Source organism: Bacillus sp. CPT56D-587-MTF (assembly GCF_058792335.1).
On sequence record NZ_JBYTEF010000002.1, the window covers coordinates 370,122 to 383,798 of the forward strand.

Sequence of the window (13,677 nt, forward strand, 5' to 3'; positions counted from 1 at the left end):
GAGAAATAATTATTTTATTATGATAGTTAAAAAGATGTATTTCTCAAGGGATGTACAGGTTCAAAGCCGGAAAGGTAAATTTTGAATAAATTGATATCTGGAAGGAGCTTCGCTTTTTAACATTTCATTAGTTTGATTATTAAAATAATAATAGGCAAAGGCTTCGGCGAAATATTCTTCGGGGTAATAGTAATAAGAGTTGTTTGAAAAGGAAGCATATTCTTTAGCGTGAATTTTAAAAAATTCTTGGGAATAACTAATGTTTTGAAATACATAGTTATCAATAGCGTGAGCAGTTTCATGAAGTTCTAAATTTATAGAGGAATGCATATGCCCAGGGTTACTATAACCAATACGAGCGATCACAGGATTGCCTCCAATCCCAGGGACATCATCCCAAGTATACCCAGTTCCTTCCCAACCTCTGGGGATTTTTCCTCGTAGATAGGTGTATTCAGACAGATACGTAATAGGGAAATTAATAAGTTTAATACGTACATTTCTTGTATAGAGTGCATATAAAATATTGTTATTAATTTTGCTGATACGCTGAATCATGTATGATGCTTCTTGTTGATTATAATTGCCAGAAGTTTGTACAATAATAAGTTGTTGGAGAAAGTTTGAAGATATGATAGGCATTGTTTTTTGGGGAGTAAGTAGTGATGGTGGCAATGTTTTAATATCTTTGTATAAAGCAGTAGTTTGTTTTTCCTCCGTATTTATATCAGTGTGAAGAGGAAATAATACAAGGAACATACATGTGATTTTTAAAAGGTAGTTTTTAGGGGATATAGTAATTCATCCTTTGCATATGATTTTGTTAAAACATTATATGAAGAAATTAAGGTATATGTGCTAAGTATATTAAAGGAAATTAACCCTTGAAAGTGGAGCATAATGTTTTGTGTATCCTATTTGATGAAAGACTTGTTTTTTAACCATAAAAGGTCTGGTGGCCGTTGACTATCCCTGTTTTTGTTCTTTTAGTTGTTGAGATGTATTTAAAACTTTATAGGAGCGGGGAATTGCTGTTCATCTTACAGATTTTCCCGAACAAGAAAGCCCCTCGCCTTTAGGCACGGGATGAAAGTGAGGTTGGATACGGAGTACCACTAAAAATTGCAAGGTTCGTGGTACTTTAAGTATCCAAATTATAGGTAGTTTCTTTGGGTCTTTTTGTTGTAATTTTTCGAAAGTAAATGATACATTGTAGCTAGAATAAATGATAATAGAAGAATGTTTCAAAGTGTTTGAGAGGAACATCTCCTCATCTTATGTAGTTGCAAAGTTTATGGACAAGTTCTTATTTTGTTTCTATTGCTAGAAATGTATCAAATAAACGATGCTGAAAATCAAACAATAAGGGGATGAAACGTATGTCACAGACCCTAACAGTGAAAGTGAAATTGATTCTAACAAGAGAACAAATCCGTTTGTTGGAACAAAGCAGTCACGAATATATCAAAGTTATAAATACGCTTGTATCGGAAATGGTGGAAGCAAAGAAAAGTACGAAAAAAAGCACAAAAGATATGGAAGCAAATATCCCAAGTGCGGTGAAGAATCAGGCGATTAAAGACGTGAAAAGTTTGTTTGCTACAAAAGTAAAGAAAAGCAAGTATAAAATCATTCCGGTTTTAAAGAGACCTGTTTGTGTATGGAACAATCAAAATTACTCATTTGATGCCATTCATATTTCAATCCCGTTTAAGAGAAATGGAAAGTCCACTCGTTTAAAGGTCCGCACTTTATGAATCGATAAAAACAATCGCAATTTGAATTTGTTAAAACATAAATTAGGTACACTTCGTATCACAAAGAAATCGAATAAGTGGATCGCCCAAATATCTATCACGCTTACTACAAATGAAAAAGCAAGGACGAAGATTTTAGGAGTAGACTTAGGTCTCAAAGTCCCTGCGGTAGCAATCACAGACGATGACAAGGTTCGTTTCTTTGGGAATGGTAGGCAAAACAAATATAGGAAGCGTAAGTTTCGGAGTGTTCGTAATAAGCTAGGAAAAGACAAAAAAGTGAATGCCACCCGACGATTGGATGATAAAGAAAAAAGATGGATGCAAGATAAAGATTACAAAATAAGTCGTGAAATCATTGATTTTGCGATGGATAATCATATTTCTGTCATTCTATCGTTTGTCACGATTTATTGCGTATAAAGCAATGTTAGCTGGTATTTAGGTTGAATATGTGAATCCAGCTTATACAAGTCAAAGTTGTCCAAAATACGCTGAAAAGAACAGGGCACAAGACAGAAAGTACAGGTGTCCATGTGGGTTTAAGACACATCGTGATATCGTTGGGGCGATGAATATTCGCTACGCAACTGTGATTGATGGTAACAGTCAATCAGCCTAAGCACCTATATGGTCTGGTTTAGGAAGGGCAATGAGATACCCTCATCTTGAAGGTTGTTCAAAACAGAAATGGACTGCGAACGCTTCGGCATTCAAGAATCCCACCCGTAACTCCGTAAGGATTCGGGCTTGCGACTTTAGTCGTGGGAGTCTCAAGGGTAGAAGATATACAAAAACTTTTACAACCATGAACATAACAAACATAATTTAAAATAGCACCTTTAGTAGGTGCTATTTTAAATTATGTCATATAAATATGTTTGATACACAGGTAAGTAAAAGATGGTACTATAAAGTTATAAAATTCTAAATATATAGAAAGGCGTGGTTGTTATTAATAAGAAACAATTTTATACTATTTGGACAATTTTATTTCATATGTTTTTTGAACTCGTATTACTAGGTGTAGTTGTTACAATGGCTTATATATTTATTGAAACCATTTATGATATTAATTTACTTACATTGGCGCAACCTTTATGGGATAATATCTCTAAAGACCTCCTTTTTACAGTAGTAGTTTTACTTCTGTCTTTAGAATGCTATAAACGTTATCAATCTCAAAAGTTTTTAGAGTATGTAAGCAACATAAAATATAATTATGAACATCCTATAAAAATGATTGAATCTCATAAATTATGGATAGAGAACAGGCTTGAAGTTCTTCGACTAAAATTAGATATGTTATTGAAGTATTCTATTTTTATTCCAATTATCTTTTTATTCTCCAGAGATTTAATTATTAAATATACCGATATTTCTTTAAATACGTATTCTATAGTCTTAATTGTTACAATAATAATTTTAGCCGCTTGGGTAATAAAAATTTATAAACAATTTACTACTACCAGAAGTAAGTTGGCGAAATATGATAGCGAATTACTCTGGATTAATAACCCTGACTTATTTACACGTAAGTATAAAGAGCCTAACCGAAAGATATCTATAGAGCAGGAAATGTCTGAAATGAGATTTGAAGGTAGGCTCTCTCCAAGATTTCTAAAAAGCACAAAACGACAATTGGAGGAATAGTCGGTTATATATCGCTGTTTTAATTTGAAAAAGAAGAATCTGTTTATGGGTTCTTCTTTTTATTTATTGGGTAAGGGGGCGGAGAAAGTGCCTATAAGGAAAGATATAGAAGAAATTCAAAAACTCGCTCAAGCCAAGGAGGGAGTTTGTTTATCTAAAAGATACATTAATAATAAGCAAAAGTTATTTTTTAAGTGTAAGAAAGGTCATATCTTTCAAAAACGTTTGAATGATTTAAAATCATATGATAGCTGGTGCCCATTCTGTGCGAAAGTCAGAAAATTAACTCCTGGATATGTGGAACAGATACTCAAAGATTTGAAAGAAGAAGAAGTGAGTCTTTCACAAAAATTACCCAAAAGCACAACACGTAATCGGCTGTCGATTAAAGATATGTGTAAACTTGCTCAACTAAATAATGGGAAGTGTTTATCTGAAGATTATGTAAATATCATGACTCCTCTAAAGTGGGAGTGCCACAAAGGGCACAAATTTGAAGCAATACCTAATGATGTTAAAAATTCTAATACATGGTGTCCGTATTGTAGCAATAAAAAGATATGTGATGATAACTGCCTAGCAATTGTTTATCCCGATGTTGCGGCAGAATGGCATCCAACATTAAATGGGGAGCTAATGCCATATGAGGTAGCGTTTGGTTCATCGGAACGCGTATGGTGGCAATGCCGATTTGATAAAAATCACACATGGCAAACAAGAGTTGTAGGTCGGTTAAATCGAGGATGCCCAAGATGTTGGAAAGGGCAAAAGACATCTTTTCCAGAACAGGCAATTCATTTTTATTTGAAACAAGCAATGGAAGACACTGAAAATAAATTTTATCATGAAGCCTTTAAAGATAAAAAGCAAGAAATAGATGTTTATATCCCGTCTGTTCAATTTGCTGTGGAATATGATGGAAGACCTTTTCATGATAGAAAAAGACAACAGGAAAATGATGAACAGAAAAATTACGTTCTAAAAGAAGTGGGAGTCGAACTAATACGAGTACGTTCGGATGGATTACCAATGATACAGTTACATGAAGCGTTATTATTGACTCATTATTATTCGCAGGGGCGCTATTATTCATCTTTAGATGGAGTGATTCTCGAAATTTTTATTTCTTTGGATTTACACCTCCAAAAACAATATCCATCAATTTATGAAAAGAACAAGGACATAATTCAAAAAGTCATGCAATCTATTTCTTCGTATAATGATCGGATAGAAATCTTGAGTCAGTACCGTACTAATAAAAAAGAAAAAAGTTTAAAAGTATTATTTCCAAAAATTGCGGAGGAATGGCACCATACAAAAAACAGTGTGGTAGGGCCAGAACATATTTCTGCTAATTCTCACAAGATTGTATGGTGGCAATGTAAGCAAGGGCATGAGTGGGAAGCGCCTGTGAAACAAAGAAAAAAAGGAGGGAGAAATTGTCCGATTTGCAACTCCATTTTTACAACACACCCTGATATAGCAGCGCAATGGCATCCAAAATTAAATAAAGGAGCCCTTCCATACGGTATTACATATGGATCAGATGTTCAAGCTTGGTGGATTTGTTCATGTGGATATGAATGGAAAGAGGAAATAGCTAAAAGAACAGGAAGAAAAGACAAAGGCTGTCCAGTTTGCCGAAACAAAATCTTAAATCAATTATCTTCATTACAGAGTAAATATCCAGAAATTGCGGCAGAATGGCATCCGACATTAAATGGAGATTTAACACAAAATGATGTTTTACCAAACTCCAAAAAAACTGTGTATTGGATGTGTCGAAACAATACACAGCACGTATGGAAAACGAGTATTGCCTATCGAGTGAATAGAAAAACAACTTGTATATATTGTGCGGGTGCAAGAACATACGTAACTACTCAGCTACCTTTTGGTGTTTTTTTAAATTTTACTAGTTTCATATGCCTCCTATTTGTAAATACTGAGTATATCAAACAAGGGAGGTGAATAGGATGGTCGATCGAAAAATCATTTTAGATGCATATAAAAAAGGACCTGAAGCTGTTATTTCTTTATTTGAAGAAACATTTTCTAAGTTAGAAAAACGGATACTCGAACTAGAAAATGCTTCAAAAAAAACTCTACAAATAGTCATAAACCACCTTCTACAGATGGTTTGCGTAAGCCTGTTACAAAAAGTTTACGCAAATCGTCTCATCGTCAAACGGGTGGCCAGTTGGGCCACAAAGGACATACTCTTGGTTTGACAGCGACTCCAGACCATACAATTACGTATTCTCCTACATATTGTACTTGTTGTAACACGTCCTTACACCAAGAACCTGTAAAAGGATACCGCATTCGCCAAGTGTATGATTTACCACCTATCCAGATAGAAGTGACGGAACATAAAGTGTCACAAAAAGAATGCCCACATTGCCATGCCATCCAAGGAGCCCTGTTTCCTTCTACCGTCTCTCGTCCTGTCCAATATGGTCCAAATATAAAAAGACTGGTTCCTTATTTAACACATTATCAGTGTCTTTCTTTGAAACGCACAAAAGAATTCTTTCAAGATTGTTTTGGACATTCGATTAGTGAAGGAACTTTGATAAATCATACAAACAGTTTTTCGGCTCAATTACAGCCCTTTCTCCAAGAAGTAAAAGACAAGATTCTTCAGTCTCCTGTTGTCCATTTTGATGAAACCGGTATGCGAGTAGAAAATAAAACACAATGGTTACATACTGCTAGTACACCGGAGGTGACATTGCAACATATTCATCAAAAACGCGGAAAGGAAGCAATGAATGCGGGAGAAATTTTACCGTCTTTTTCTGGAATTGCAATGCATGATGGTTGGAAATCGTATGATGCGTATACAGATTGTCGTCATGTATTATGTAATGCCCATCTCTTGCGAGATTTGCAAGGAATTATAGATAGTACCGGACAAAAATGGGCACAACAGATGCAGAAATTTCTAACGCAGGCTTTCACGCTGAAAAAGCAATACAAAGGAAGTCTGCCAAAATCGGAGCAACAGAATCTATTTATCGTTTATCAATCCATATTGAAAGAACAACCAGTCTTTTCTGCAGAATTAAAAAAGAAAAGAAAGCAGACGCCTGCTCAAAATTTATGGAATCGCTTCGTCAAATATGCTGACAGAATTTTAGCATTCTTAGAACATCCAGACATTCCATTTGATAACAATCAAGCGGAACGGGATATCCGAATGACGAAAGTAAAACAGAAAGTGTCTGGAACTTTCCGAAGTAAAAAAGGCGCAGAATCTTTTTGTCAGATACGAAGCTTTATGAGTACCATGAAAAAACAAAAACAATCTGTCTTACAAGCGATAGGCCAGGTTATAGAAACCGGAACGATTCCTTGGAATCGCATGACTTTATAAGAGAATTTCTCTATTTGATCTAGATTCTTTTTCTTATTGAAGTATTTTCTTTTTCATGTTTTCGAATGGAAAACATGTATTTGGTATGCCCTTTTTCCTAACTAAGCTGAGTAGTTACGAACATACTTTGAAAATGGATTTGCTTCTCGATATCCTAAACTTATGGACGAATGGTGTTATGAACAAAATAACGGAATTAATCCTGATGATCCATTCTTAAAACCTATGAAAAAAGTATGGTGGCGCTGTAAAAAGAACCATATCTGGGATATGCCCGTTTGGTATCGTATAAGAGGAGAAGGGTGCCCTTATTGTGCCAAAAAATGTGTGTTGCCAGAAGAGAGCTTTGCAGCCCTACATCCCAAATTGCTCTCAGAGTTACATTCGAAATTGAATGAGGGCGTAGACCCATGGCAGTTGGCACCTAAATCAGGGAAAAAAGTGATATGGCAGTGCACGAGGGATGAACAGCATATCTGGGAAATGGGAATTAATAGACGTACTCATCATGGTGAAGGTTGTCCGTACTGCTCAAAGACGCGCGTGTTACCAGAAGAAAGCTTTGGTAATCACTATCCACATTTAGCAAAGCAATGGCATCCTACAAAAAATAAACATACTAAGATTAGTAGTGCAGACCAAGGCATTGGTTCGCACTACTATTTTTTTATATAGTAGAAGCGAAGAAAGGGCCGAGGTTTCTTTAGGATTTAGAATCCGTAAAATAAACGGGCCTTCTTCGCTTACCTTATTTGAATCAGTTTTTAGTGTGTAGGTCTTTGAAATCGTGTATAAGAAATGGGAATCGATAAGTGTAAGCCGAAGACTTCCATTCCATATAAGGAGGAACTTTATGAAACATGTAATCGCGTTTGACATCAGTATGGGTAAAAGTTGTATGGTTATTTATAATGCTCACAAACAATGCATTTTTGAACAGGAATTGAAACATTCTAAACCTGCATTTGAAGAACTACAGGAAAAGATTCTTAAGCTTACAAACGAAACAGGTGAACCACCTGCCATCGTATTTGAAGCCACAGGTATTTATTCTAGACAGCTAGAACGCTTCATGCAAAATAATCAGTACAGCTATTGTTTATTAAATCCCTTAGAAGCAAAACTACAATGCGATTCCTTACGAATCCATAAAACGGACCGAAGTGATGCACATCGGTTAGCTCTTACCCACTTTACAGTTCCCCGAAGGGTATCTCATAAAACCGATAATGTGTACCTTCAATTACGATCTCTTTCGAGATTTTACAGCGAACTGGATGGAGAGTTATCTATTATTCGTGGCCGTATGCATAAAGTAATCCAACTAACATTTCCAGAATTAGAAAAAATGTTTACGAGTAAATCTGATTTATTTTTAAACTTTGTTCAATTATTTCCTCATCCAGATTATGTAGTACCTCTCTCTAAAACGGTTATAAAAAATCGTATTCGTGCTAACACTAATAAGAAAATATCAACTACGCTAGCCGAGAAAAAAGCTCTTCAAATTCTTGAATTAGCTAAACATTCTTACCCAGCTGTTTCTCAAGACGATGTACTATGTGATCAGCTCAAAGCATACGCAAAACGCTATCAAGAACTTCTTCACCAAAAGCAGTGCTGTATTAACAAAATGGTAGATATGGCCGAACAACGCCCAGAATATCGTATCATTCTAAGTATCCCTGGAATTGGCCCCAATACAGCTGTACGTTTAATGGCTGAAATAGGCGATATGACACGTTTCGAAAACAATAAACAATTAAATGCATATGCCGGTATCGATATACGTCGCTTTCAATCAGGCAAAACCTTTTATAAAGATAAAATTAATAAAGGCGGAAATAAGCATTTACGTAAATTACTGTACCTTATTATTCAAAACATGATTAAAATACGGCGGTACGGTCGCAATCACCTTGTAGAGTATTACGATAAATTAAAAACGCAACCCTATAACAAGTGTCATAAAGTTGCGTCCATTGCATGTGTAAATAAGTTATTGAAGCTTCTCCTTCACCTTATTACACACAATATACACTATGATTATCGGTTAACGGCCTAACATCATAGTTTCATTCATTCTACCACATCCTACCCCTACTAAAAAAACGAATTCATAGTGGGGATATTTAGTATGCCCGAAAATGAATACTTATATTTTGTAATAACCAATGTATTAAAAATTTAAAAATACAGATTGAATAATCGTAAGAAAAGATACCAACATTTTGGATACTTAGAGTGCCGCACACCTTGCGGTTTTAGTAACACTCCTTATCCAACCTCACTTTCATCCCCTGCCTAAACGCGAGGGGCTTTCTCGTTCGGGAAGGGCTGTAATCTCCAACAGAAAAATATAGAAAAGGGTCTTTCAAAATGCGTTGTAACGAATAAAATAGCTGCACTTTGGCATATAACGTGAAAGACAAATACATGGTTACATTGCACAGACTGTAGGCCTGTTGTTCAAAAAAGTGAAAGGATACAAAATAGATACAGTTGTCGTAAGGTATAATGCTGGTTGGAAACAAACATCTGGTATGGGGAAAAGAATAATCAAACATTTTCCCAATCCCATTTTATAAACGGATTACAGCAATTGAGAATAACTATGTAAAAGAAGGCATCCGATTTTTAAAACAAGAAGAATCCATGTGTATGCGACTTGTCAGGACTTGTAGTGCACATCGAATTTATCTGAGTGGTGGCTTCTTCCACAAGGAAGAATTGCTCTTTTTCGAAAGGGTGGTGCAAGTGGGAAAGCAACAGTTTGTTTCCAGTACCAACTAAAAACATACCTAGCGTTCTAACTCAATCCTTACTGAAACGCTTTATCTCAGTGGTGGGGTAGTTGACGAAACTAATATAAATAAACTTAGTAAGAGAACAGCAACATTATTAACCGATTTTTTAACGTATAAGATACCGGTTAATTCGCATCTAAAATATGTCTAAATGTATAATTTGTTTTTTGATGTAATGAAGTCTAGATACTTCCCTAGAGTTAGGGTTTTAAAATAATTGGTATAAAAAACCATTTAATTAACTATCCTAGTAAAAAGAGAGTAGGCTGTACAATCCATCTTTTTTATTGAAAGGAAACAAGGAGTTTGTTTCCTTTTTATTCTTATCTTTGTATGAAAGGGACTGTTAATGCATGTATTACGCAACTTTAATCAAAGGCGCATCTTACTACGCTTTTGGGAAACGTTTTCTATTACACAAAGAATGCAAAATTACCAAAAGAGAATATCAATATTTAAGAAAAAATGAATGGTTTCAGGTACGTGAAGAAGAAGAGGGTCATTTTTTGTCTCAAAATAGCGAAGAATAGGAACGTTCTTCCCTCAATAATGTGAAAGTGTGAAACAATAATTTTAGGTGAGAGATGAATGTCTATAGGAGTCAGCCTACTTTTTTATATTCTACAATAAATTAAGGTGCAACCTATGTTAATGAGTAGAACATATATTTCGTATATACCGATATAAGAAACAAGAGATATGAATTGTTAAAATGATTAGTTGTAATCGCTTTGCCAAAAGTTGTGAAAGAGAAGGGGATATTCACTTGGGGGAAATTCTATAGAAATCTTTTTCCATCTATAATACGTGCATACTATAAGAGGATGAAAAAATAATGAATTCAATCCAAAAATCCCTAATTTTTACATTGGTTATCAATATCATAGTACCCTACATCAGTTATATAGTATTAGTTCCATATACTAGTCATATAAACGCATTAATTATTTCATCGATAGCTCCGTTGCTTGAAACGCTATATAGTTTAATTCGGATGCACAAAGTAGATGTGTTTTCAGCTGTTATTTTTTTCTCATTGGTTCTGAGTATTATTGCTGTTTTAATCGGCGGCAATGAGAGATTCATTTTACTCAGGGAATCTTATATAACAGGGATAATGGGCAGTGTTTTTTTAGTTTCTCTTTTATTTTCGAAACCATTAATATTCTATTTTGCGAGGAGGTTTTCAAATAATCCACAATTAGATTACAAGTGGGAACAGAGTGCCAGTATGAGGCGTACATTTCGTGTTTTAACAAGGGCATGGGGAATTACGTTACTCTTTGAGGCGATGATTAAAATTGTGCTAGTATATTCATTGCCAGTAGAAACCTTTCTACTGGTTTCTACATTTATTACCTACAGTTTGATTGGACTTATAATCTTGTGGACCATTCATTATGTAAAAGCAAGACGTGCGCTGTAGGTAAGCACTTTGATATTTAAAAATATTCCTTACGTTGATGAATGTGGGACAGCCTTTAAATTGGACTGAAAACTAGTGACTTCGAGTAAATCGATAATTTTGTGATTTTTCAAATGCTGTAGTAAGGTATCTTATGGATTTTTGTTACAGAATATGTATTCTGCGCCACGTTTTAATTTAAACCAATAAAAAATGATATTAATTTTATTGGATTCATAGCTTAGCAAATAATAAAGAACGCAGAAACTTGAATTTGAAATATAATTGTATCAATAATTTTTTATGGGATTTTGAAAATGCCATTCTGTTCATACCGTTTGGATGCGCACAAAAAATATTTCCCATCTGAATGTTACGTTAATTTCGAAAATGATATTCTACAAAAAAACTATCTATGAAAGTAATTTTATTTTTTGCTGTGACCTGGCCAAGAAAAACTGGAACATCAATTAGATTGCGTAATTGATTTTGAATATTGATACGGAGTTAAGCCATTTAATGATGAATGAGGGCGAACGGAATGATAGTACATATAAATAAATTCAGCGACTAACTGATTTACTTGAGCGAGAGAAATTAGATTTTCTCCATGTAAGCATTCGCGTTTAAAGATGCTAAAAAAAGATTCCATCACAGCGTTATCCCAACAGTTTCCCTTGCGGGACATACTTTGCTGAATTTTTTGTTGATTACAAAAATCAGTAACCTTATAACTTGCAAACTGAGATCCTTGATCACTATGAAATAGGATTCTTTTTTGACTTTCATAAGCTTGTTTAACTTGCTGAATTGTGTCTTTTACTAATTGAGCATCCTGGTGAGTATCCAACGAATAACCAAGCACCCGACGGGTGCTAATATCTAATGCGGCACAAAAATATACTTTCATCCCATTCATTAAACGAAATTCTGTGATATCACATACAACAGTCGGAACGTCTTTCTTGCCAGGTTTAAAGGATCGCTCTAGTACATTTGGAAATGTATGATGTTCGTGCTTTCTTTTCTTATAATAGGTGACAACTTTTGACTTTAATCCAGCTTCACATAAAGCTTGTCTCACTTGAAATAAGCTCACCACTACGTTTTTATTTACAAGGTAACGGTACAGTTTTCAATAGCCCATTCTACCTTTTAAACATTTAAATTGCATGACAATATAAGCCGCTGTCTTTTTACGTTTTTTCTGATTTTCAGTGGGCTTACGATGAGTATAATCGTAAAAATCACTAACAGAAACTTGTAATCGATGGCAAAGCCAGCGTACTCCAAATATGTGATGATATTGCCCGATAAATTGAAAGCGTGTTAGTTTTGGTTGCTGGCAAAGAAGGTTGCCGCCTTTTTTAAAAATTCATTTTCCTTTTTTAAGGCCTGGATTTCTCTCCGCAAAGAACGTAGTTCTTCCATATCAGATTTCTCATTATCCAAAAATGGGAAGAATATTTCTTTATCCATGCATTTAAGGTCCCGTTTCCTAGGTCAAATTCTCTTTGAATACTCGAAATTGTACGCCCTTCTTTAACCACCAATTCTACACATTGTTTTTTAAACATTTCATCATACTGTTTTTTCATCTGAAACACCTCTTATATAGAATAATTTATCTCTATACTGTGTTCCAGTTTTACTGTACCACCTCACTGTGGCAATGTTAAACGTTATTCGTATGATTTGGTGTTCTGGTACAAAAACTCTAGAGTGTGTAGAGAATCAAGGGATATAAACAGTAGAGAAGGAGATACGTCATTAAGTCGTAGATGTTGAATAGAAACGCGTCTCTTTATATTTTTTTAAAATTCATTAGGCGAAAATCCATACAGTATATTTATTTCTCAACCTATCTTTTATAGGCAGTATAGTTATTTTTTTATACAATGAATTTGTTCTTTCAATAAAAATATAAAGGAGATTTTTTATGAATTTATGTAAAACTATAAAAGATTTTTTATTTGTAAGCGGTGTTGTTGTAAGTAGCTTAACTATTATACCACTCAATCTGAGCGCGGAATCTGTTTTAACTACAGAAACTATGAATTATCTTGATAAGGCTCCGTACTCCGCAATTTTTACAGAGGCTAGTCACAATAAAACATTTTCCATTAAAAAAGGGGAGATCTTTGCAATCCGATTGCAAGAGAACCCTACAGCGGGATATGTGTGGATGCTAGACCCTATGAAACAAAATATTTCTTTAATAACGAATTATATAGAAAATATTGATCCCTTGTCTGAAGAAAATGGCCCTATTGGTGTGGGGCGTGGTGGATTACATACGTTTGTATTTAAAGGAGATTCTTTAGGTATGAATAAAATACAATTAAAATATGCTCGTCCATGGGAAACGGAGCCCATTCATGAATATACGTTAAAAATTAATGTAATAAATTAAGTTATCTTACAAAGAAAGTTGGCAAGTACTTAAATTAATCTGACGAAAAAAGTATATTGTTTAAAAGAAGTGGACACTGCCATGTAAACCAATATGAACTATTGGGGCATGCAATCAAACTCTGTTCAAGGATAAAAAATCATTAGGTATGAATCCTAGAATTGAAATGTGTATACTATTTTATTGTTTATCTTGTTTATATTGGTCTGCTATTGACAAAATAAGAAGTAAACTTTATGATGAAAAAAAGTGTATTAGTGATT

Annotated in this window: 10 protein-coding genes and 4 pseudogenes; 10 read left to right on the top strand and 4 right to left on the bottom strand. The window is 34.5% G+C overall.

All coding sequences use genetic code 11. The annotated features are described in order from the left end of the window. Positions 1–60 precede the first annotated feature (60 nt). The gene (locus AC3WVZ_RS31145; protein WP_233936712.1) at positions 61–759 is read right to left on the bottom strand and encodes an anthrax toxin lethal factor-related metalloendopeptidase; all 699 of its coding nucleotides are present in this window, start codon (positions 757–759) and stop codon (positions 61–63) included. Positions 760–1,379: 620 nt separating this feature from the next. Here AC3WVZ_RS31145 and AC3WVZ_RS31150 point away from each other — a divergent pair. The 9 genes and pseudogenes from AC3WVZ_RS31150 to AC3WVZ_RS31190 all read left to right on the top strand — a co-directional run bounded on the left by AC3WVZ_RS31150 (position 1,380) and on the right by AC3WVZ_RS31190 (position 11,022). After that, positions 1,380–2,379, top strand: a pseudogene (locus tag AC3WVZ_RS31150) (RNA-guided endonuclease InsQ/TnpB family protein). Between the two features lie 416 nt (positions 2,380–2,795). After that, the gene (locus AC3WVZ_RS31155; protein WP_233936713.1) at positions 2,796–3,410 is read left to right on the top strand and encodes a hypothetical protein; all 615 of its coding nucleotides are present in this window, start codon (positions 2,796–2,798) and stop codon (positions 3,408–3,410) included. A gap of 87 nt (positions 3,411–3,497) precedes the next feature. Next, positions 3,498–5,381: a zinc-ribbon domain-containing protein gene (locus tag AC3WVZ_RS31160; protein WP_233936714.1), complete on the top strand. Its 1,884-nt coding sequence runs from the start codon at positions 3,498–3,500 to the stop codon at positions 5,379–5,381. Between the two features lie 5 nt (positions 5,382–5,386). After that, positions 5,387–6,789: pseudogene (tnpC, locus tag AC3WVZ_RS31165) on the top strand (IS66 family transposase). Between the two features lie 162 nt (positions 6,790–6,951). Beyond that, positions 6,952–7,464, top strand: coding sequence for a zinc-ribbon domain-containing protein (locus tag AC3WVZ_RS31170; protein WP_233936717.1), 513 nt, complete (start codon positions 6,952–6,954; stop codon positions 7,462–7,464). A gap of 178 nt (positions 7,465–7,642) precedes the next feature. Beyond that, entirely contained in the window at positions 7,643–8,854 is a 1,212-nt protein-coding gene (locus AC3WVZ_RS31175; protein ID WP_233936719.1) for an IS110 family RNA-guided transposase, read from the top strand. A gap of 276 nt (positions 8,855–9,130) precedes the next feature. After that, positions 9,131–9,444: pseudogene (locus tag AC3WVZ_RS31180) on the top strand (RNA-guided endonuclease TnpB family protein); the annotation flags it as partial. Between the two features lie 505 nt (positions 9,445–9,949). Continuing rightward, on the top strand, positions 9,950–10,126 hold the full coding sequence (locus AC3WVZ_RS31185) for a YqbF domain-containing protein (protein WP_078187824.1): 177 nt from the start codon (positions 9,950–9,952) through the stop codon (positions 10,124–10,126). Positions 10,127–10,431: 305 nt separating this feature from the next. Further along, positions 10,432–11,022: a VC0807 family protein gene (locus tag AC3WVZ_RS31190; protein WP_233936720.1), complete on the top strand. Its 591-nt coding sequence runs from the start codon at positions 10,432–10,434 to the stop codon at positions 11,020–11,022. Positions 11,023–11,467: 445 nt separating this feature from the next. Here AC3WVZ_RS31190 and AC3WVZ_RS31195 read toward each other — a convergent pair whose 3' ends face one another. From AC3WVZ_RS31195 to AC3WVZ_RS31205, 3 genes and pseudogenes are all read right to left on the bottom strand, one after another. After that, a complete protein-coding gene (locus AC3WVZ_RS31195; protein WP_282082074.1) occupies positions 11,468–12,133 on the bottom strand; it encodes an IS3 family transposase in 666 nt (221 codons plus the stop codon). Between the two features lie 197 nt (positions 12,134–12,330). Then, complete coding sequence (locus tag AC3WVZ_RS31200; protein WP_233936921.1) at positions 12,331–12,480, bottom strand: hypothetical protein; 150 nt, start codon at positions 12,478–12,480, stop codon at positions 12,331–12,333. Positions 12,481–12,521: 41 nt separating this feature from the next. Continuing rightward, positions 12,522–12,599 (bottom strand): annotated as a pseudogene (locus AC3WVZ_RS31205) (hypothetical protein); the annotation flags it as partial. A 341-nt stretch (positions 12,600–12,940) separates the two neighbouring features. On the opposite strand from AC3WVZ_RS31205, the gene AC3WVZ_RS31210 reads away from it, so the two are divergent. Beyond that, complete coding sequence (locus tag AC3WVZ_RS31210; protein ID WP_233936722.1) at positions 12,941–13,414, top strand: protease inhibitor I42 family protein; 474 nt, start codon at positions 12,941–12,943, stop codon at positions 13,412–13,414. Positions 13,415–13,677 lie beyond the last annotated feature (263 nt).